Source organism: Paraburkholderia sp. Ac-20336 (genome assembly GCF_017105025.1).
Taxonomy (GTDB): Bacteria; Pseudomonadota; Gammaproteobacteria; order Burkholderiales; family Burkholderiaceae; genus Paraburkholderia.
The window spans coordinates 1-21,166 of record NZ_JAAGPS010000092.1; the positions used below are offsets into that span (position 1 = coordinate 1).

At 64.8% G+C, this 21,166-nt stretch carries 14 protein-coding genes and 2 pseudogenes; 10 read left to right on the plus strand and 6 right to left on the minus strand.

Annotated features, from left to right (window positions below; genetic code table 11):
- The 4 genes and pseudogenes from mprF to GXB81_RS22080 form a co-directional block, all read left to right on the plus strand.
- Positions 1 to 2,260 (plus strand): bifunctional lysylphosphatidylglycerol flippase/synthetase MprF (gene mprF / locus GXB81_RS22065; protein ID WP_205990316.1); only part of this gene is annotated, 2,260 nt, incomplete at its 5' end.
- The gene (locus GXB81_RS22070; protein ID WP_205990317.1) at positions 2,257 to 3,537 is read left to right on the plus strand and encodes a virulence factor family protein; all 1,281 of its coding nucleotides are present in this window, start codon (positions 2,257 to 2,259) and stop codon (positions 3,535 to 3,537) included. The genes mprF and GXB81_RS22070, both read left to right, overlap by 4 nt.
- A gap of 339 nt (positions 3,538 to 3,876) precedes the next feature.
- Positions 3,877 to 5,455, plus strand: a pseudogene (ilvA, locus tag GXB81_RS22075) (threonine ammonia-lyase, biosynthetic).
- Positions 5,456 to 5,700: 245 nt separating this feature from the next.
- The gene (locus tag GXB81_RS22080; protein WP_205990318.1) at positions 5,701 to 6,891 is read left to right on the plus strand and encodes a 4-hydroxybenzoate 3-monooxygenase; all 1,191 of its coding nucleotides are present in this window, start codon (positions 5,701 to 5,703) and stop codon (positions 6,889 to 6,891) included.
- Positions 6,892 to 6,921: 30 nt separating this feature from the next.
- On the opposite strand, the gene GXB81_RS22085 is transcribed toward GXB81_RS22080, so the two are convergent.
- Positions 6,922 to 7,824 (minus strand): helix-turn-helix domain-containing protein, encoded by a 903-nt coding sequence (locus GXB81_RS22085; RefSeq protein ID WP_205990319.1) that lies wholly within the window; start codon positions 7,822 to 7,824, stop codon positions 6,922 to 6,924.
- Between the two features lie 165 nt (positions 7,825 to 7,989).
- Between GXB81_RS22085 and GXB81_RS22090 the strand changes: the two genes are divergently transcribed.
- From GXB81_RS22090 to GXB81_RS22100, 3 genes are all read left to right on the plus strand, one after another.
- Positions 7,990 to 8,853, plus strand: a complete 864-nt coding sequence (locus GXB81_RS22090) for an SDR family oxidoreductase (protein ID WP_205990320.1) — start codon at positions 7,990 to 7,992, stop codon at positions 8,851 to 8,853.
- A 35-nt stretch (positions 8,854 to 8,888) separates the two neighbouring features.
- Positions 8,889 to 10,694 (plus strand): FAD-dependent oxidoreductase, encoded by a 1,806-nt coding sequence (locus GXB81_RS22095; RefSeq protein WP_205990321.1) that lies wholly within the window; start codon positions 8,889 to 8,891, stop codon positions 10,692 to 10,694.
- Positions 10,695 to 11,135: 441 nt separating this feature from the next.
- The gene (locus GXB81_RS22100) at positions 11,136 to 12,542 is read left to right on the plus strand and encodes an aromatic acid/H+ symport family MFS transporter (RefSeq protein WP_205990322.1); all 1,407 of its coding nucleotides are present in this window, start codon (positions 11,136 to 11,138) and stop codon (positions 12,540 to 12,542) included.
- Between the two features lie 49 nt (positions 12,543 to 12,591).
- Here GXB81_RS22100 and GXB81_RS22105 read toward each other — a convergent pair whose 3' ends face one another.
- The 4 genes and pseudogenes from GXB81_RS22105 to GXB81_RS31525 all read right to left on the minus strand — a co-directional run.
- Positions 12,592 to 12,840, minus strand: a complete 249-nt coding sequence (locus GXB81_RS22105) for a hypothetical protein (protein ID WP_167038069.1) — start codon at positions 12,838 to 12,840, stop codon at positions 12,592 to 12,594.
- Between the two features lie 72 nt (positions 12,841 to 12,912).
- Positions 12,913 to 13,281 (minus strand): hypothetical protein, encoded by a 369-nt coding sequence (locus tag GXB81_RS22110; RefSeq protein WP_167038071.1) that lies wholly within the window; start codon positions 13,279 to 13,281, stop codon positions 12,913 to 12,915.
- Between the two features lie 756 nt (positions 13,282 to 14,037).
- On the minus strand, positions 14,038 to 14,976 hold the full coding sequence (gene kdgR / locus GXB81_RS22115; protein WP_205990323.1) for a DNA-binding transcriptional regulator KdgR: 939 nt from the start codon (positions 14,974 to 14,976) through the stop codon (positions 14,038 to 14,040).
- Positions 14,977 to 15,014: 38 nt separating this feature from the next.
- A pseudogene (locus GXB81_RS31525) lies at positions 15,015 to 15,154 on the minus strand (SDR family oxidoreductase); the annotation flags it as partial.
- A 292-nt stretch (positions 15,155 to 15,446) separates the two neighbouring features.
- Between GXB81_RS31525 and kdgT the strand changes: the two are divergent.
- Positions 15,447 to 16,466 (plus strand): 2-keto-3-deoxygluconate transporter, encoded by a 1,020-nt coding sequence (gene kdgT, locus GXB81_RS22120; RefSeq protein ID WP_167038075.1) that lies wholly within the window; start codon positions 15,447 to 15,449, stop codon positions 16,464 to 16,466.
- An 86-nt stretch (positions 16,467 to 16,552) separates the two neighbouring features.
- On the opposite strand, the gene GXB81_RS22125 is transcribed toward kdgT, so the two are convergent.
- Entirely contained in the window at positions 16,553 to 17,998 is a 1,446-nt protein-coding gene (locus tag GXB81_RS22125; RefSeq protein WP_167282752.1) for an NAD-dependent succinate-semialdehyde dehydrogenase, read from the minus strand.
- 569 nt (positions 17,999 to 18,567) lie between these two features.
- Here GXB81_RS22125 and hpnJ point away from each other — a divergent pair.
- Entirely contained in the window at positions 18,568 to 19,989 is a 1,422-nt protein-coding gene (gene hpnJ / locus GXB81_RS22130) for a hopanoid biosynthesis associated radical SAM protein HpnJ (RefSeq protein ID WP_167038078.1), read from the plus strand.
- Positions 19,986 to 21,158 carry a bacteriohopanetetrol glucosamine biosynthesis glycosyltransferase HpnI gene (hpnI, locus tag GXB81_RS22135; RefSeq protein WP_205990324.1) on the plus strand — a complete coding sequence of 391 codons (1,173 nt, stop codon included), beginning with the start codon at positions 19,986 to 19,988 and terminating at the stop codon, positions 21,156 to 21,158. The genes hpnJ and hpnI overlap by 4 nt, the downstream gene beginning before the upstream one ends.
- Positions 21,159 to 21,166 lie beyond the last annotated feature (8 nt).

Below are 21,166 nucleotides of genomic sequence, written 5' to 3' on the forward strand. Positions count from 1 at the left end.
TCTCGGCAATGCCACCGGCTTCGGCGCGCTGACGGGCGGGGCGGTGCGCGCCCGCGTCTACGGCGTGGCGAACGTCACGCCCGCGCAAATCGGCCGCATGACGGTGTTTACCAGCGTGTCGCTGGCGCTGGCGCTCGTGCTGATGACCGCGCTCGGCATGGTCTGCATGGCGGGCCAGCTCGCACCGATGCTGCATCTCACACCGGTGGCGCTGCGCTGGAGCGGCGCGGCGCTGCTGGTCGCGCTGGGGCTCGCCGCCGCCGCGTGCCGCCGCGAAACGCGGCCGGTCCGCACGCGCTGGTCCTGGCTTTCATTCGATATCCCCGCACGCCGCGATCTGCTTGCCCAGGTCGCGCTGGCCGTGCTCGACGTGGTGGCCGCCGGTCTCGCGCTATGGACGCTGTTGCCGCACGCGAACGTCGGCTTTATCGGTTTCATCACCGTCTACGCGGCTGCGATGCTGCTCGGCATGATCGGCCATACGCCCGGCGGCGTCGGCGTGTTCGAGGCGGCGATGGTGTTTACGCTGAGCGGCAGTGTGCCGATGCAGCAGATGGTTGCCGCGCTGCTGGCCTATCGCGCGATCTATTTCGGCGTTCCGCTGCTGGTGTCGGCCGCGTTGCTCGCGGGTTTCGAAGGCCGTGCGCTGAAGAACCATCTGTCGCGGCTGCAGGCCGAGCGCGTGTCGGAACTCGCGCCGCTGTTTCTGAGCCTCGTCACGTTCGTGGTCGGCGGCATGCTGGTGATTTCGAGCGCGACGCCCGCGTTCTGGCAACGCATCCATATCCTGCGCGATATGGTGCCGCTGTGGGTGCTCGAAAGCTCGCAGATGCTGTGCAGCGTGCTCGGCGTGCTGCTGCTGTTCGTCGCGCGCGGTCTGCTGCGGCGGCTCGACGCGGCATGGTGGATGACGCTCGTGCTCGCGGTGTCGAGCCTCGCGTTGTCGCTGACCAAAGGTCTCGCGTTCGTCGAGGCCGGCGTGCTCGGCATGCTGATCGCGCTGCTGCTCGCGACGCGCAAGCGCTTCAACCGTCATTCGTCGCTGTTCGCCGAGCGCTTCACGGCGGGCTGGCTCGTGTCGATCGCCATGGTGCTGATGCTGGCGACGTGGGTCATGCTGTTCGCCTTCCGCGACGTGCCGTACACGCGCGATCTCTGGTGGCAGTTCGCCTTCGACGAACGCGCCCCGCGCGCGCTGCGCGCGACACTGGCCGCCAGCCTGTTCGCCGCGACGTTTTCGTTCTGGCAGTTGCTGCGTCCGGCGCCGGGGCGTTTCGTCAAGCCGGCGCCCGAGGACTTGCACGACGCCGCGCGCATCGTGCGTGCGCAGGAGCGCAGCGACGCCGGCCTCGCGCTGATGGGCGACAAGAGCTTCCTGTTTTCGGAATCACGCGAAGCGTTCCTGATGTACGCGAAATACGGCCGCACGTGGGCCGCGCTGCACGATCCGGTGGGGCCGCGCGAGGAGTGGGCCGGTCTCATCGGCAAGTTCGTCGCGCTCGCACATGCGCACGGCGGCCGCGCCGCGTTCTACCAGGTGCGTGCCAATGCGCTGCCGCTTTATCTCGACGCGGGTCTCACGCTGATGAAGCTCGGCGAGGAAGCGCATATCGTGCTCGACGATTTCGATCTGAAGGGCTCGCACCGCGCGCATCTGCGTTATGCGCTCAAGCGCGGCGAGCGCGACGGCTTCACGGTCGAAGTGATCGATCAGGCCAACGTGCCGGCTTCGCTCGAAACGCTGCGCGGCATTTCCGACGGCTGGCTCGACAGCCGCGACGCGCGCGAGAAGAGCTTCTCGGTCGCGGCTTTCCATGACGAATACCTGGCCGCGCAATCGGTGATGCTGGTGCGCCAGAACGGCGAACCGGTCGCCTTCGTGACCTTCATGACGACCGATCTGAATACCGAGGCGACCGTTGGCGTGATGCGCCACCTCGAAAGCGCATCGTCGTACGCGATGGAATATCTGTTCACGCAGCTCGCGCTGCATCTGAAGCAGGCCGGTTTCCGCTCGCTGAGTCTCGGCATCGCGCCGCTCTCGGGCGTTCAGCCGACGCCGCTGGCGTCGCGCTGGCATCGGGTTGCCGGTATCGTGTGGCGCTTCGGCGGCCGTTTCTATAACTTCCGCGGCTTGCGTGCTTTCAAAAGCAAGTTTCAGCCGCACTGGGAGCCGCGTTATCTCGCGGCATCGGGTTCGATGGGCGTGTTTTTCACGCTGGCGGACCTGTCGTTGCTGGCAGGAGGCCGGCGTTCATGACCTTGCATCCGTTTTTCCGGCTCGCCATCGCGGCGAGCGTTCTCAGCGGCGGCGCGCTCGCGCATGCGGCCACCACTACTACCACTACCACCACCGTCGCCGGCGGCCGCTATGGCGAGGTCCGGGTCACGCAGCCGGATGGGCCGTTGCGCGGCTTCGTCGTGCTGTATTCGCAGGCGAGCGGCTGGAGCGCGGCCGATCAGCAAAGCGCCGATGCGCTCGCGCAGGCCGGTGCGATGACCGTCGGCGTGGATACCGCGCAATACGTCGCGAACCTGAGCGCGAAGAAAGAGACCTGCCATCAGCTCGTCGGCGATGCCGAAGCGTTGAGCCATCAGCTCGAACGGCAAGCGCGCTCGAATCAGTACTTCGCGCCGATCGTCGCGGGCACGGGGCAGGGCGCGACGCTCGCGATGCACGTGCTCGAACAGGCCCCGTCGAACACGATTGCGGGCGCCGTCTCGGTCGATGCCGAGCGCACGCTCGACGCGCGCTTTCACCCGTGCGCGCCGGACCCGACCGTGATTCGCGACAAGGTGCCCGGCTTCGTCGAAAAGGCGAACACGGGCGCGGCCGATCGCACGCGTCTCGTTGCGTTGCTGACGCCGCATCTGCAGTCGGTATCGACGGGCGATGACGACGTGTCCGATCTGCCGCTCATCGAATTGCCGGCCGCGCATCCGAACGGCCTGATGGCGATCGTGATCTCCGGCGACGGCGGCTGGCGCGATCTCGACAAGACGATCGCGCAGGCGTTGCAGAAGGATGGCGTGTCGGTGATCGGCTGGGACAGCCTGCGTTACTTCTGGAGCGAGAAGCCGCCCGCGCAAACGAGCCGCGATCTCGCGCGCGTGATGCAAACCTACGGCGCGCGCTGGCACGCGCAACACATCGCGCTCGTCGGCTATTCGTTCGGCGCGGACGTGATGCCGTTCGCGTACAACCGCTTGCCCGCGGAGCAGCGCGCGAAGGTGTCGCTGATCTCGCTGCTCGGCTTCGCACCCGACGCCGATTTCCAGATTCGCGTGGGCGGCTGGCTCGGCATGCCCGCAAGCGACAAGGCACTGAACGTGCAGCCCGAATTGACGCATGTGCCGCCGTCGATCGTGCAATGCTTCTATGGCGAGAACGAGACCGACACGCTGTGTCCGGCGCTCGACAAGACCGGTGTCGACGTGATCCGCACGTCCGGCGACCATCACTTTGGCCGCGATTACAACGCGCTGGAGCAGCGGATTCTCACCGCATTCAGAAAGCAGAGCGGCGTGCAGGATTGAACGTCGCTCTGCTGTCCCGCCGGGGCGTTCGAGCCTGCACGCCCCGGCAGCGTCGAGCATTGCGGGATTGACAAAGCCCGCCGGGTCGACGAAGATCGCCTGCATGCACTGCCTCGACATCCGTATTGCGCTGATTATTAGCATCATTCATCGAATGGTGGGTTAGCGCACGTCGGATAGAACAGACAAGGCAGTGACAAACTAACCCGCCACAGAGGCGGGTTTTTTTGTGTCCGCTTTTCTGCCTGCCTCCTGGCGAACTTGCTGCCGATCGTGGTCCGTTGCCATCGATCGCGGTCGATTCGTTGTTGCATCTTCGTTGTTAACCAGGAGCTTGCCTTGCTGCCGAACAAACTCGAACGGGCCGTCGTCGCGGCCGAGCGCGCTGCACTTTCCCACGACTACCTGAAGAAAATCCTGACCGCGCGCGTCTACGACGTGGCGCGCGAGACCGAACTCGAACACGCGCCGAACCTGTCGGCGCGGCTGCGCAATCCGGTCTATCTGAAACGCGAGGACAACCAGCCGGTGTTCTCGTTCAAGCTGCGCGGCGCGTACAACAAGATGGCGCATATTCCGGCCGAAGCGCTGCAACGCGGCGTGATTACCGCGTCGGCGGGCAATCATGCGCAGGGCGTGGCGTTGTCGGCGGCACGTATGGGCGTGAAGGCAATCATCGTGGTGCCGGTCACGACGCCGCAGCTCAAGGTCGACGCGATCCGCACGCATGGCGGACCGACCGTCGAGGTCGTGCAGTCCGGCGAGTCGTATAGCGATGCGTATGGTCACGCGGTCAAACTGCAGGAAGAGCGTGGCCTGACCTTCGTGCATCCGTTCGATGACCCGTATGTGATCGCGGGCCAGGGCACCGTGGCGATGGAAATCCTGAGCCAGCACCAGGGCCCGATCCACGCGATCTTCGTGCCGATCGGCGGCGGTGGTCTCGCGGCCGGTGTGGCGGCGTACGTGAAATCGGTGCGCCCCGAGATCAAGGTAATCGGCGTGCAGACCGATGATTCGTGTGCGATGGCGGCGTCGTTGAAAGCGGGCGAGCGCGTGACGCTGAACGAAGTGGGCCTGTTCTCCGATGGCACGGCGGTCAAGCTCGTCGGCGAGGAAACCTTCCGTCTGTGCAGCAAGTATCTCGACGAAGTGCTGCTCGTGAATACCGATGCACTGTGCGCGGCGATCAAGGACGTGTTCCAGGACACGCGCAGCGTGCTCGAACCAGCCGGTTCTTTGGCGGTGGCCGGTGCGAAGCAGTATGCCGAACGGGAGGGCATCGAAAATCAGACGCTGATCGCGATCACCTCGGGCGCGAACATGAACTTCGACCGTATGCGCTTCGTCGCCGAGCGCGCGGAAGTCGGTGAAGCGCGCGAAGCGGTGTTTGCAGTGACGATTCCCGAAGAACGCGGCAGTTTCAAACGCTTCTGCGAACTGGTCGGTACGCGCAGCGTCACCGAATTCAACTACCGGATCGCGGATGCCAATTCGGCGCACATCTTCGTCGGCGTACAGATCCGCAACCGCAGCGAGTCGGCGCAGATCGCGGGCGCGTTCGAAGCCCACAGTTTCGCCACCGTCGACCTCACGCTCGATGAACTCTCGAAGCAGCACATCCGCTACATGGTGGGCGGCCGCTCGCCGCTCGCCGCTCGCGCTCGACGAGCGCCTGTTCCGCTTCGAATTCCCGGAACGCCCGGGCGCGCTGATGAAATTCCTCTCGTCGATGGCGCCGAACTGGAACATCAGCCTGTTCCACTACCGCAACCAGGGCGCGGACTGTAGCTCGATTCTCGTCGGCATCCAGGTGCCCGCAAGCGAGAACGCGGAGTTCGATCGTTTTCTCAGGACACTCGGCTATCCGTACTGGGAAGAGACACACAATCCCGTGTATCGGCTGTTTCTTGTCTAGTTGAATGCATCGGGGTTTACCTGAGGGGTGCGTCACATCGACGCACTGCGCCGTGAATTCCTGCGCTCGGCGGAAAGCCCCGCCTGGCGTGCGTTTTCGGCCGATGCGAGGGCGCCACGAGCGTCTTCGCCATCAGCCTTCTATCTCCTGAGGCGATACAGCCTATCCAATTTATCGCGTTGCGGGATACCGGTCGTGATCGTCACACTGTGCGCCAATTCATCGCCACATTCAGGAGACACAGCATGCGCACTCAAGTCGGCATCATCGGCGCCGGGCCCGCCGGATTGCTTCTTTCCCACCTGCTTCACCTGCGCGGCATCGAGTCCGTCGTGCTCGAAACGCGTACCCGCGACCAGATCGAATCCACCATCCGCGCCGGCGTGCTCGAACAGGGCACGATGGACCTGCTGACCGAAACCGGCCTCGGCGAACGCATGAAAGCGGAAGGCGCGCTGCATCACGGTTTCGAACTTGCCTTCGAAGGCAAGCGCCGCCGCATCGATCTGATGGACCTCACCGGTAAAGCGATCACCGTCTACGCCCAGCACGAAGTGATCAAGGACCTCGTCGCGGCACGCGTCGCCGCGAATGCCGAGCTGCGTTTCGGCGTGACGGACACGTCGATCCAGGGCATCGACACCGACACGCCGTCGATCCGCTATCGCCACGAGGGCGCCGAGCACGAACTGCAATGCGATTTCGTGATCGGCTGCGACGGCTCGCAAGGCGTGTCGCGCGCGGCGATTCCCCAGGCACTCCGCAAGGACTTCGAACGGGTCTATCCGTTCGGCTGGTTCGGCATCCTGAGCGAAGGGCCGCCGTCGTCGGAGGAACTGATCTACGCGCGTCACGAGCGCGGCTTCGCGCTGATCAGCACGCGCTCGCCGAACGTGCAGCGCATGTACTTCCAGTGCGACCCGAAAGACTCGGTCGATAACTGGTCCGACGATCGCATCTGGGCGGAACTGCATGCGCGTGCCGATTCGCACGACGGCCAGCAGATTGTCGACGGCAAGATTTTCCAGAAGAACATCGTCGGCATGCGCAGTTTCGTTTCGACGACGATGCAGCACGGGCGCCTGTTCCTCGCGGGCGACGCCGCGCATATCGTGCCGCCGACCGGCGCGAAGGGCATGAACCTCGCGGTCGCCGACGTGAACGTGCTGAGCCAGGCGCTGAACGCGTTCTACAAGGAAAACCGCACCGATCTGCTCGAGCGCTACAGCGAAACCGCGCTCAAGCGCATCTGGCGCGCCGAGCACTTCTCGTACTGGATGACGAGCATGATGCATCGTATCGAAGGCGCTTCGGCGTTCGAGCAGCAGTTGCAGGTTGCCGAACTCGAGTATGTGACGACCTCGCGCACGGCGGCCACGGTGCTCGCGGAGAACTACGTCGGCGTGGCCGGCGCGCAGATGCAAGGCATGCTATAAGCGATGCGCCTCGCGCGGCGCTCGGGAACCCTAATTGATCGACAGGTCCCGATGCGCCGCCAACTGAAATTCCTTGGGCGTGACGCCGGTCTGCTTACGGAAATAGCGGCTGAAATAAGCGGCATCTTCGAAACCGAGCGCATGCGCGATCTGTTTGATGCTCGATCCCGAGTAGACCAGATCGCGCTGCGCCTCGCGTATCAGTTGATCGTTGACGAGCGACAACGGGGAATGGCCGAGTTCCTCGCGGCAGATGCGGCCCAGTTGCGCCGCCGTAACGCCGAGTTTTTCCGCATAGAAATCGATCGGCTGATGTTCGCGCACGTGTGCGGCGATCAGTTCGCGTAGCCGCTTGAGCTGCGCCACGCGCCGGTCGTTGATCGTCGAGCCGGTCGTCGCGCCGGCGCTCGATACGGCATCGGCCAGGCGCGCTACTTGCACAAAAAGTGCAATCATCAGCGACATGCCCGCGGCGATGTGACCGCGTGCGCTGCCGCGAAATTCCTGCTCCAGCAAACCGAATAACGGCATCAGCGTGTGCTCGCCGATTTCGCGCCGCACGGGGATCAGTGCGGGCCGCTGCAGCACCGGCAACAGTCCCGGCGACACTACCTTCGAAATCGACTCCAGCGCCCGCTGCGCGGCCGTAATCACGAGCCCGTCGATCTCCGGCGAAAACACGAATCCATGCACCGTTTGCGCGGGAAGCAGCACGAGGCAGGGTGGTTCGATCGCGAGCTTTTCGCTTTCGACCAGCACGTGCCCCGTGCCGCTGCGGATATAGAGAATCTGCAGCAACGCATCGTGCCGGTGCGCGGCGATATGCCAGTCGTTCGGCCGGCTACGCTCGACGATCCATTCGAAATTGAACGCGTCGTACCACGGCGGCCGTGCCGACTCGCCGTACAGATCGTAGTTAGGGATATTCCTCATGCCGTTTCGTCTCCTATGTTCGAATTGTCCTGCGATGTGCCGTCTTTGTCCAATTTCCGCGCAAGCCGCGTCGCTATACTTTTTGCCATGAAAGATACGGTGGATAGCGCGGCGCTCAGGCCGCGACAGCGCATCGCCGTCACGATCAGAACCATGGAGATTCGGATGACTAATAACACGGAAACGCAGGCAAAGCCGCACCAGGGAGATGCACACTCACGGCACTGGCTCGGTCTCGAAGGGCGCGTGTGCGTCGTGAGCGGAGCGGCGGGCGGAATCGGCGGCGCGATCGCTCAGGTGCTCGCCGGGGCCGGCGCGCGTCTCGCGCTGCTCGATCGCGATGAGGAGAAGTGCCGGGCGCTGGCGCAAACGCTGAACGCAAGCGGCGTCGACGCGCTCGCGTTGACGTGCGATATCGGCGATATCGACAGCGTGCGCGGCGCGGTAACGGCCGTCGAAACTGCCTATGGTGCCGCCGACGTGCTCGTGAACAACGCGGGTCTGCTGCGGCCGGGGGGTATCGAAGAGATCGGACTCGACGTCTGGAACGCGATGCTGCGCGTGAATCTGACTGGCTACATGCTGTGCTCGCAGCAGTTCGGCCACGGCATGCTGAAGCGCGGTTCCGGCGCTATCGTGCACGTCGCCTCGGTGGCCGCGCATCATCCGCAAACCTATAGCGGCGCATACAGCGCGGGCAAAGCGGGCGTGACGCTGCTATCGAAGCAGATCGCGGCGGAGTGGGGGCCGCGTGGCATTCGCAGCAATGCCGTGTGTCCGGGCATGATCCGCACGCCGCTCTCTGCCACGTTCTATGAACAGGGCGATATCGAACGCCGCCGCAGTGCGATGACGGCCAGTCGCCGCATCGGCGAGCCGAACGATATCGCCGACGTGGTCGCGTTTCTCGCGAGCACGCGCGCCGCCTATGTGAACGGCGCGGAAATCACCGTCGACGGCGGCCTCGAAAGCATGCTGATGGATCTCGTGCCGCGTCCCGGCTTCGAGGCCGTGCAAGCCGCCCGCTAAGTTCTCGCCAAGTTCTCATACAAGGAAGCGATACCATGACCAATGCAACGCAGAGCGCTGCGCTGACCTGCGACGTGCTCGTCATCGGCTCGGGCGCGGGCGGCCTTTCGACGGCCATCACCGCGCGCAAGCATGGGCTCGACGTCGTCGTGATCGAAAAAGCGCCGTTTTTCGGCGGCACGACCGCGTTTTCCGGCGGCGTGCTCTGGATTCCCGGCAACCGTCACGCGCAAAGCAATGGTGTCAGCGATACGCGCGAAGCGGCGCTGACCTATATGCGCAACGAAACCGGCGCGTTCTTCGATGCCGCCGGCGTCGAGGCCTTTCTCGACACGGGCCCGGAAATGCTCGATTTCTTCGAGCGCGAGACCACGGTCAAATTCGTGCCGACGCTATACCCGGACTATCACCCGGACGTGGGCGGCGGTGTCGATATCGGCCGCTCGGTCGTGGCCGCGCCGTTCGATGCGCGCGCGCTCGGCAAGGACATCGCGCGGCTGCGTCCGCCGCTCAAGACGATCACGTTCATCGGCATGATGTTCAACTCGTCGAATGCGGACCTCAAGCACTTCTTCAACGCGACGCGTTCGCTCAAGTCCGCGCTGTACGTCGCGAAGCGTCTCGCGAGCCATCTGAAGGATCTCGCGCTGTACCGGCGCGGCGTGCAAATCACGAGCGGCAATGCGCTCGCCGCGCGTCTCGCGAAATCGGCGCTCGATCTCGGCATTCCGATTCACACGAATACCGCCGCGCGCGAATTGATCGTGACGGACGGGCGCGTCACCGGCGCGCTCGTCAATGGGCCGGACGGCGAGCGGCACATCGTCGCGCGGCGTGGCGTCGTGCTCGCGTGCGGCGGTTTCTCGCATGACGTGGCGCGTATCGCGCGTGCCTATCCGCATGTGCGGCGGGGCGGCGAACACGTATCGCCGGTGCCGTCGGGCAATACCGGCGATGGGCTCGGCATGGCCGAACGTCTCGGCGCGCGGGTGGCGATACGTTATCCGCAAGCCGCGGCGTGGATGCCGGTGTCGCGCGTGCCGATGAGCGACGGCAGCGTCGGTGTGTTTCCGCATCTTCTCGATCGCTACAAGCCCGGCGTGATCGGCGTGACGCGTGGCGGCAAGCGCTTCACCAACGAAGCGAATTCGTATCACGACGTGGGCGCCGCCATGATCGAAGCGTGCGAGAGCGAACGCGAAACCGCGATGTGGCTCGTCTGCGACCACGCGACGATCCGCAAATACGGGCTCGGTTTTGCCAAGCCCGCACCGGTGCCGCTCGGTCCGCTGCTGCGCAACGGCTATCTGAGCACGGGCCGCACGCTCGCCGAACTCGCGCGCAACGCGGGGCTCGACGGCGCGGCGCTCGAAGCCACGGTGCAGCGCTACAACGTCGACGCGGTGCGCGGCGAAGACCCCGAGTTCGGCCGCGGCACGACCTCGTTCAACCGCTATCTCGCGGACCCCGAGCACAAGCCGAACCCGTGCGTCGCGCCGATCGGCGACGGACCGTATTACGCACTGAAGGTGCTGATGGGCGACCTCGGCACGTTCGACGGCATCGCGACCCAGGTCACCGGCGAAGTGCTCGACGAGGCGGGCGCGCCGATTGCCGGACTGTATGCGGTCGGCAACGATCGCGCGAGCGTGATGGGCGGCAACTATCCGGGCGCGGGCATCACGCTCGGGCCGATCATGACCTTCGGCTACATCACGGGGCGCAATCTCGCGGGTGTGGGCGTAGGCGGCAACGCGGCAAAAGCACAGGACGGCGCGGCCGGGAGCAGCGCGGGCATGCGCGACAACGCGCCGGTCACGGCATTGAGAGGCGGCACCTGAGCAGGAACCGTTCATTGGCCGGCCAGCGTAACGGCGCACGATCGGTTCGCACGGTGCGTGCATAACCGATCGGCATATCCAGCAGGCTCACGGCTGACGCAAGGCCGGCTCGCGATACCGCGTCAGAAGTAACGAATCGCGCCGGATGATGCGGCTTTCCTGTCTCGGAGAGCCGCATCGGCCCGCGCCGCATGCGACTGGACTCCAATCGACTCGCCGAAACCGGCCTCGGGTTCGGCTCAGGAGTCCGCACTTTCAGTAGTAATCCAAACAATAAAAAATCTCGTCATTTCACGGAGACATCGCAATGAACAAGCGCCAACCCTGGCCCTGTAGCGGACCGCAAGGCGGTGACGCGCCGGCGCCAACGACCCTGCCGGCAATGGCATCACGCCCGCACGGCGTCGCCACGCCTTTTCGCCTTGAAACGGGAGCATGCAAATGACGCGCTCCGAACGCAATGTGGATGTGCAGGCCTTTATCGACGCGCAGCGCTTTTCGCCATTCCAGTGGACGATTCTCGTGCTGTGCTTTCTTGTCGTCGCGGCGGACGGTTTCGACACGGCCGCGGTCGGCTTCATCGCACCGTCGCTCGTGCAGCAGTGGGGCATTGCGCGCAGCGCGCTCGGCCCGGTGATGAGTGCGGCGCTCGTCGGACTCGGCATCGGCGCGCTCGCGGCCGGTCCGTTCGCGGATCGCATCGGCCGCAAGACGGTGCTCGTGCTGTCGGTCTTTTTCTTCGGACTATGGAGTCTTGCCGCGGCCCGTGCGACCTCGATCGAATCGCTGACCTTGCTGCGATTTTTCACCGGCCTCGGTCTCGGTGCGGCGATGCCGAACGCGGTCACGCTGATGTCCGAGTACGCACCCGCTCGCATTCGCGCGGTCGCGGTCAATGCGATGTTCTGCGGCTTTTCATGCGGTCTCGCGATCGGCGGCCTCGCCTCGGCGTGGCTGATTCCGCAATTCGGCTGGCCGAGCGTGCTGGTCGCGGGCGGCGTCGGCCCGATCGTGCTGACCGTGCTGCTGATGGTGCTGCTGCCGGAATCCGCGCAATTTCTCGCCGTGCGCAAGCAGGCCGATCAACGTATCGCGGGAATCCTGCAACGCATTGCGCCGCAGAGCCGCTTCGACGGCTGCCATTTCTTCGCGATCGACGTGCGGCACAGCGCAGGCAACGCGCGTACCAAAGGCGCGCTCTCGATCATTCTGTCGGCACGCTACCGTTTCGGCACGCTGATGCTGTGGCTCGCCTATTTCATGGGGCTGCTGATCTACTACCTGCTCACCAACTGGCTGCCCACGCTGTTCAAGGACACCGGCTTTTCGGGCGAAAAAGCTGCCTTGATGACCTCGCTGTTTCCGCTCGGCGGCGTGCTCGGCAATCTGTGCGTCGGCTGGATCATGGACCGTTTCGCCGGCCATCGCGTGATCGCCTTCACGTTCGTGCTGGTCGGCGCGCTCGTGTTGCTGGTCGGGCAGGGCGTCGGCCATCAGGTGTGGCTCGGTACGCTGATCTTCCTCACGGGTACGGTCGCGACGAGCGCGGTCACGTCGATGTCGGCGCTTGCGGCGAGTTTCTATCCGACGCGTGCGCGTGCAACCGGGGTCGCGTGGATGCTCGGCATCGGCCGCATCGGCGGTGTCGCGGGCGCGCTCGTCGGCGCGGCGCTGATGGGGCTCGGCTGGAAGTTCGGCGCGGTGTTCAGCCTGCTGGCACTGCCGGCCATGGTGTCGGCGAGCGGCGTGTATCTGATGATGCGGCGCGTATTGCACAAAGACGCGCCCGAGGATGCGCAGGACGATGCGTCCACGGATGAAGCGGCCGGCGCGGTGGCGCTGAAATGAGGGGGGAGATGGCGTTGCCGTGAAAACTCACGATGAGCTCACAATGCGCTCACGACGCGCGCAGCAACGCCATCTCGTTGTGCAGCAGCGCGAGCAGATCGTCGTCGGTGGGACGGGTGCCCCAGTGGCGCGCGCCGGCCACCGACGCGATCGCCATCCACGAATGCGGCGGAAACCACTCGCGCAGCAGCATGCCGTCCTGACGCAAACAGAGCTGGCCCGTTTGCTCGCTGTATTCGGCGCAGATCAGCGCGCCGTCGATATGCGCGCTCACGCGCCTGGGATCGTTGTGTAGCACGTCGTCGCTCCTGTCGAAGGGGTGGCGCGAATGCCGGCGTGGCGCGGCGGCAGGACCGCCGCCGGGCATCGTTCAGTGATCGTGATCGTGCCCATGCCCGTGCCAGCCATCGTCGTGATCGTGGCCGCGGCCGTGCCAGCCGTTATCGTGCCGGTCGCCGTGCCATTCTTCGTGATGATGCTCCCACTCGTCCCGCCCCCAATAGCGATGACCATCGTAGTAGCGATCGCCGTACCAGCCCGGCGCGATCACGACCGCGGGCGGCGGCGCCACGTACACGGGCGCGGGCTGCACATAGACCGGCGGGGGCGGCGCTACCACGACGCCCGGAATGCCGATGTTAACGCCAACGTCGACATGCGCGAACGCGGCCGACGATACGCCGATCGCGAGGGCCGCGACGATCGCCGACGACATCCAGCGGCTGCGAGAGTGACTCATAGTGTGTTCTCTGTTTTGATGAGTGTGGTGAGGTCAGGCGCGTCGGCGCGCGGCTTCACGAATGCCTCATGAAGCGCGCACTATCCGCTCAATAATGATCGTGGTCGTAGTGATGGTCGTGATGATGATCGTCGGGGACCACGATGCAACCGCTCAATGCGCCGCCGAGCGTGGCGGCCAGAATGGCGAGTGCGAAAATTTTCTTCATGATGTTGCTCCCTTGGCAAAAGTTGCCATTGTGTTTCGTGTGAACCGAACTCTACTGAGCGGCGCGATTATCGGTGTGTTTGTGTGTAACAGGACGTGTCGATACGCGCGCGCGGCAACGCGGCCATACGGTGACAACGGACGTGACGGAAAAACGGCAAGCCTAACGCGTCGAAATGACAGGGGATTGTTAAGCGGATCGGCAAGCCCTTGAGCGCGTTATGAAAAGAAGCGTAGGCGCGAGCCCTTGAGGTATCGGTATGAAGCGGGCGTTCGATACATCGACGGTTCGCGGGCACGGCGGGGCAGGCCGAATCGTGTTTCGCGTCGGATGTATCGCGCGGATACATTCAGTTGCAGACTGGGGATCCGAGGCCGCATGACGCCTGCGTGCGCATGTCGGATCGATGACATCGCACGTGTTGCGCCATCAGCTTCTCTTAAGCTTCGATCGGATACGAGCACGCGACGTGCGCATCACAGGTGCCGCTGCGGTACTTCATCAAGCACCCCAGGCACCCCAGGTTCATCGAGCCCATCGTATGCCTTCTATGGCGGCGTCCCCACGGGCTCCGGCGCGCTCGTCTCGCGATAACCGAGCCGCGCTGAAATCGCGAGCCCGGCCTGCTTGAGCAGGGCGACGTAGTGCTGCTTCGTATCGGCGCCGCAGCGCATCGTCGGAAACGAAATCGACAGCCCGGCGATCACGCGGCCGAAGCGGTCGAACACCGGCACCGCGATGCACTGCAGGCCGTCTTCCTGCTCCTCGTTGTCTTCGCCGAAACCCTGCTCGCGCACGCGCGGCAAAATGCTCAGCACTGCTTCGGCGCAGGTCAGCGTTTTCTGCGTCGACTTGCGGAATTCGACGTGCGAGAGCACCTCGCGCGCATCGGCCGGCGCCATCCACGCGAGCAGCACCTTGCCGATCGCCGTGCTGTGCAGCGGATTGCGCCGGCCGATGCGCGACTGCATGCGCAGGCCGTAGTCGGCGTCGATCTTGTGGATGTAGATGATCGCGTCGTCGTCGAATGCGCCGAGGTGAACCGCTTCGCGCGTCATCTGGCCGATGCGGCGCATTTCGGTGTCGGCCTCGCGCACGAGATCGACGCTTTCGAGCGCCTTCGCGCCGAGTTCGAACAGACGGATCGTGAGCCGGTAGCGCTCGGTTTCGATTTCCTGCGTGACGTAGCCGAGCGCCTTTAGCGTTTGAATGAGGCGATGCACGGTGGTCTTCGACATGCCGAGCCGTTGCGACAGCTCGCTGATGCCGATCTGTCCGCTGTCGCCGATCGCGCCGAGAATCGCGAAGACTCGACCCACCGACGACGCGGATTCGCCGCGCTCGCCGCCGTCCGCCTCGGGCGATGCGTCGGCAGTGTGCTTGCGCGATTTGCCGCGCGTCTTCTCGTCAGTCCTGCTGACAGCCTTGCTGTTAGTCTCATCCCGCGCTTTATCGCGTCGTGTTTCCGTTGCCGCCATGTCCGTCATTCCCTGTCTGTGCCGAGCCGCGCCGTCGCCTTACCGGGCTAGCGCGCAAGCCAGCCGCCGTCTACCGCGAGTGTATGTCCATGCACGTAGTCCGACGCCAGCGAGGCGGAAACACCACGGGCCCCGCGAGATCGTCCGGGATACCCCAGCGGCCCGCCGGAATGCGGCCGAGACCATCTATCGTTCTCCGCTCGCGGGATCGGCGCTGTGCCGCGCCATGTGCCCGAGCACTGTAACGCACAATTTCGATTCCGGAACACTGGTCCGAAAAATATTGCTCTACGTCATTAAAGCTGGCAAAGGTTTCAGTGCCGTAACGGGTAAACGATAGTCGGCGTTTGCAAAAAGAAACGGAACGATGTTCCTTTTGTGGTGCTATATTGCGCCGGACAGGGAGAGCCCGGCGCAGAACGGGACATGACCCCGGGTAATCCACCCGTCAACGGGACGTGACCGTCCATGGAGGAGGCATGAAGATCAAGAAGGCCATCGACCGCATTCCTGGCGGCCTGATGCTGGTGCCGCTGCTGCTCGGTGCCTGCGTGCACACGTTCGCGCCCGGAGCGGGCAAATACTTCGGCTCGTTCACCAACGGCCTGATTACCGGCACGGTGCCGATTCTCGCGGTGTGGTTCTTCTGCATGGGTGCGACGATCGATCTGCGCGCGACCGGCACCGTGCTGCGCAAATCGGGCACGCTGCTCGCCACCAAAATGGCGGTCGCGTGGATCGTCACGCTGATCGCGGCGCGCTTCATTCCGATCGACGGCATCAAGACCGGGCTCTTCGCGGGGCTCTCGGTGCTCGCGATCACGACCTCGATGGACATGACCAACGGCGGTCTCTACGCAGCCGTGATGCAGCAGTACGGCACGAAGGAGGAGGCGGGCGCGTTCGTGCTGATGTCCGTCGAATCGGGGCCGCTCATCAGCATGATCATTCTCGGCGCGACCGGCGTCGCGTTCTTCGAGCCACGCCTGTTCGTCGGCGCGGTGCTGCCGTTCCTGATCGGCTTCGTGCTCGGCAACCTCGATAGCGAGCTGCGCGACCTGTTCGGCCGCTGCGTGCATCCGCTGATCCCGTTCTTCGGTTTCGCGCTCGGCAACGGCATCGATCTGAACGTGATCGTGACGAGCGGGCTGCCCGGCATCGCGCTCGGCCTCGGCGTGATCGTCGTGACCGGCATTCCGCTGATTCTCGCCGACCGCTGGATCGCGGGCGGCAATGGCGCGGCGGGGCTTGCGGCATCGTCGACGGCGGGGGCGGCGGTCGCGAATCCGGCGATCATCGCCGACATGATTCCGAGCTTCAAGCCGCTCGTGCCGGCCGCGACCGCGATGGTCGCGACGGCTTGCCTCGTCACCGCGATTCTGGTGCCGATTCTCACGGCGCTGTGGGTGCGCCGGCATCATGCTCGCGACGCGTTGCGCGAGGAGTTCGCGGCGGCCACGCAGGCGCCGCCGCTCAACGAGCGCGACGCGCACGTCTGACGCGCCATTCCGAAGGCGTCGGAAACGAAAAGGCCGGCTCCGCGCGCAAGCGCGGAGCCGGCCTGTCTCTTTCTATTAGTGCGTCGTTAAACCGCCATCACCGTCACGGCCTTCGTGACGAGGTAGGCTTCCATCGCTTCCGGACCGCCTTCCGAGCCGTAGCCGGAATCCTTGATGCCGCCGAACGGCATTTCCGGCGTCGGCGTGGCCGGCTGGTTGATCCACAGCATGCCGACTTCCATCTGCTGCGACAGCATATGCACGTTGGCGAACGACTTCGTGTACGCGTAGCCCGCGAGGCCGAACGGCAGACGGTTCGCTTCGGCGATCGCTTCTTCGAGCTTGTCGAAGCCGCGGATCGCGGCGATCGGGCCGAACGGCTCGTTGTTGAATACGTCGGCTTCGAGCGGCACGTCGGTCAGCACGGTCGGGGCGAAGAAGTTGCCGGCCGAGCCGACGCGCTCGCCGCCCGTTGCGATCGTCGCGCCGGTCTTGCGCGCGTCGTCGACGACCTTGGCCATCGCGCTCAGACGGCGCGCATTGGCGAGCGGCCCGAGCGTCGTGCCTTCGGCGAGGCCATCGCCGAGCTTGAGGCTTTCGGCATGCTTGACGAGCGCCGCGGCGAATTCTTCGCGCAGGCTGTTGTGCACGAGGAAACGCGTCGGCGAGATGCAGACCTGGCCCGCGTTGCGGAACTTCGCGGCGCCGGCGGCCTTGACCGCGAGCGCGACGTCGGCGTCTTCGGCGACGATCACCGGGGCGTGGCCGCCGAGCTCCATCGTGGCGCGCTTCATGTGCGAACCGGCCAGCGCGGCCAGTTGCTTGCCGACCGGCGTCGAGCCCGTGAACGTGACCTTGCGGATCACCGGATGCGGGATCAGGTAGCTCGAGATTTCAGCCGGATCGCCGAACACGAGGCCGACCACGCCGGCCGGCACGCCGGCTTCGACGAAGGCCTGCAGCAGCGCGGCCGGCGACGCCGGGGTTTCTTCCGGCGCCTTCACGAGGAACGAGCAGCCGCAGGCGAGCGCCGCGGAGAGCTTGCGCACGACCTGGTTGACCGGGAAGTTCCACGGCGTGAACGCGGCGACCGGGCCGATCGGCTCCTTCAGTACCTGCGAGTGCTGGGCGACGTTGCGCGACGGCACGATGCGGCCGTACACGCGGCGGCCTTCGTCCGCGAACCATTCGATGATGTCGGCGGCGGCCAGTACTTCGAGACGCGCTTCGACGAACGGCTTGCCCTGTTCCTGGGTCATCAGGCGGCCGATGTCGGCGGCGCGCTCGCGCACCAGCGCGGCGGCCTTGCGCATGATCGTGGCGCGCTCGTTGGCCGGCACCTTGCGCCAGGCTTCGAAGCCGCGCTGCGCGGCGTCGAGCGCGCGGTCCAGATCGGCGATGCCGGCGTGCGCGACCTTGCCGATAGCCTCGCCGGTCGCGGGATTGACGACGTCGAGGGTCTTGCCGCTGGCGGCATCGCACCACTCGCCGTTGATCAGAAGTCGGGTATCGGTGTAGCTCGGGATAGCCATGCTGGGTTCCTGTGAGTGGGAAAAACGACAGGCCGCGCGGTCGTGAAGCAAGAAGCGACAGGACCTGCGCGGCCATGATTGAACTGCCGATACCAATTATCTTATCTGATTGCGCGCAATCTCACCGGACGCGGGCTTGCGGCGACGTGGATGGCATGCCTCTTGCCGCCGGGGTGTGGCGGGTTCGCGCGAGTCGTCATGCGCCTGCGGATGTATCTGTTGTATCTGTTCATGCGCGGGGTCATGTAGCGCGCCGCGTGAATCACCGCGCTTCGAGCCACGTCTTTCCATTCCGATACCATATCGATGCGACAAGCATCGCATCACACGAAAATCCCCCTGAATCGACCCTCGCGACGCTGCCGCGCGGGGCCGGAACGCAGTATCATGCTTCAGGTTTCCTTCAGCTTTGCTCCGTACTATCTTCGCCACTGCCCGTGGCCTTCGAGGACCGCGGCCGTTGTCATGTGCAGGTCGAACGCATGATCGCTGCGCATGTCCGCGGGCAATGGATCAGATAGATCCCGACCGAAAACCGAAAGCGCCTAAAAAGGCTTGCTGGAGCATCCATGAAAACCCTGTTCTTGCAGGCGCCGTCCTACGATGGCTTTGATGGTGGCGCGGGTTCGCGCTATCAGGCCAAGCGTGAAATCCGTTCATTCTGGTACCCGACGTGGCTCGCTCAGCCGGCCGCGCTGATTGCCGATAGCCGCGTGCTCGACGCGCCCGCCGACGGCCTCTCCGTCGAAGCCACGCTCGATATCGCCGCGCAATACGATCTCGTCGTCATCCATACGAGCACGCCGTCCTTTCCGACCGACGCACTCTTCGCCGAAGACCTGAAAAAGCGCAAGTCGTCGCTCCTGATCGGCATGGTCGGCGCGAAGGTCGCGGTCGATCCGCACAACTCGCTGACCGCGAGCGAGGCCATCGACTTCGTCTGCCGCGAGGAATTCGACTTCACCTGCCAGGAAGTGGCCGAGGGCAAGCCGTTCGCGCAGATCAAGGGCTTGAGCTATCGCGCGCCCGACGGCTCGATCGAGCACAACGAAGCGCGCCCGATCCTCGAAAACATGGACGAGTTGCCGTTCGTCGCGCCGGTCTACAAGCGCGACCTGAAGATCGACAACTATTTCATCGGCTACCTCAAGCATCCGTACGTGTCGATCTACACGGGCCGCGGCTGCCGTTCGAAGTGCACGTTCTGCCTGTGGCCGCAAACCGTGGGCGGGCATCGCTACCGCACGCGCTCGGTCGAGAACGTCCTCGCCGAAGTGAAGTGGATTCGCGACAACATGCCTGAAGTCAAGGAGATCATGTTCGACGACGACACGTTCACCGACTTCAAGCCGCGCGTCGAGGAAATCGCGCGCGGTCTCGGCAAGCTCGGCGTCACGTGGTCGTGCAACGCGAAGGCGAACGTGCCGTATTCGACGCTGAAGATCATGAAGGAAAACGGCCTGCGCCTGCTGCTGGTCGGCTACGAATCCGGCGACGACCAGATCCTGCTGAACATCAAGAAGGGGCTGCGTACCGACATCGCGCGCCGCTTCAGCGACGACTGCCGCAAGCTCGGCATCAAGATTCACGGCACCTTCATTCTCGGCCTGCCCGGCGAAACCCAGGAAACGATCCAGAAGACGATCACCTACGCGCAGGAGATCAATCCGCATACGATCCAGGTGTCGCTCGCCGCGCCGTATCCGGGCACGACGCTCTACAACCAGGCGGTCGAAAACGGCTGGCTCGAAGAGAACAAGGTGATCAACCTCGTCAGCAAGGAAGGCGTGCAGCTGGCGGCGATCGGCTATCCGCATCTGTCGCGCGAGGATATCTATCACCAGCTCGAGAACTTCTATAAGCGCTTCTATTTCCGGCCGTCGAAGATCTGGGAGATCGTGCGCGAAATGCTGACGAGCTGGGACATGATGAAACGGCGTCTGCGCGAAGGCGTCGAATTCTTCCGCTTCCTGCGCGCGCACGAGGCGTGAACGCCGCGCATCTCGTCGCGCATTTTGCGGGCCTCGCGCTCGCGTATGCGTGCGCGGCGGCGGCGATTGTCGGCATCGGCTATACCGTGCTCGCGAGCGCGCTGATCGGGCGCTTCTTCGCGAGGGCGGTGGCCGAGCCCACGAGCTTCCCCCCCGTCACGGTCGTCAAGCCCTTGCATGGCAACGAGTGGGCGCTGCTCGACAATCTCACGAGCTTCTGCGAGCAGGACTATCCGGGGCCGGTGCAGTTCCTGTTCGGCGTGCACGACTCGGCCGACCCCGCGCTGCAAGTCGTCGACGCATTACGCCAGTTGCATCCGGACGCCGATATGAGCGTGGTGGCCGATGCGCGTCTCTACGGCCCGAACCGCAAGATCAGCAATATCCTCAACATGCTGCCGCAGGCGCGTCACGACGTGCTCGTATTCGCCGACAGCGACGTGGGCGTCGGCGCCGACTATCTGCGCAACGTGATCGGCGAATTGCAGCAGCCCGGCGTCGGGCTCGTCACGTGCGCCTATCACGGCCAGCCCGATCCAGGCTTCTGGCCGCGGCTCTCGGCGATCGCGACCAACTACCAGTTCCTGCCCGGCGTCGTCACCGGACTCGCGCTCGGGCTCGCGCGACCCTGCTTCGGCCAGACCATCGCGATGCGGCGCGACACCTACGAGCGGATCGGCGGCTTCAAGCCGTTCGCGCGGCATCTGGCCGAGGATCACGCGATCGGCGAGGCAGTGCGCGCGATCGGCGAGGACGTCGCGATTCCGCCGTTCGCGATTTCGCATGCGTGCGTCGAATCGAGCGCGGCGAAGTTGATCACGCACGAACTGCGCTGGAGCCGCACGATTCGCCGTATCGATCCACTCGGGCATTTCGGCTCGGCGCTCGTGCATCCGTCCGCGTTTGCGCTGCTCGCGCTGGTGTTTTCGGGCGCGGCGCTCTGGGCGTGGCCGCTCGTGCTCGTCGCGATGGGCGCGCGGCTCGCGTTGAAACTGTCGTCCGATCGCGCGTTGCGCAGGCCGTACCGCGATCTCTGGCTGCTGCCGCTCTGGGATATCGTATCGTTTGCGATTTTCGTCATGAGCTTCCGCTCCTCGCGCGTGATCTGGCGCGGCTTCAGCTTCAAGGTCGACGGCGACGGACTGCTGTCGGCGGCACAGGACGAATGACGAACGAA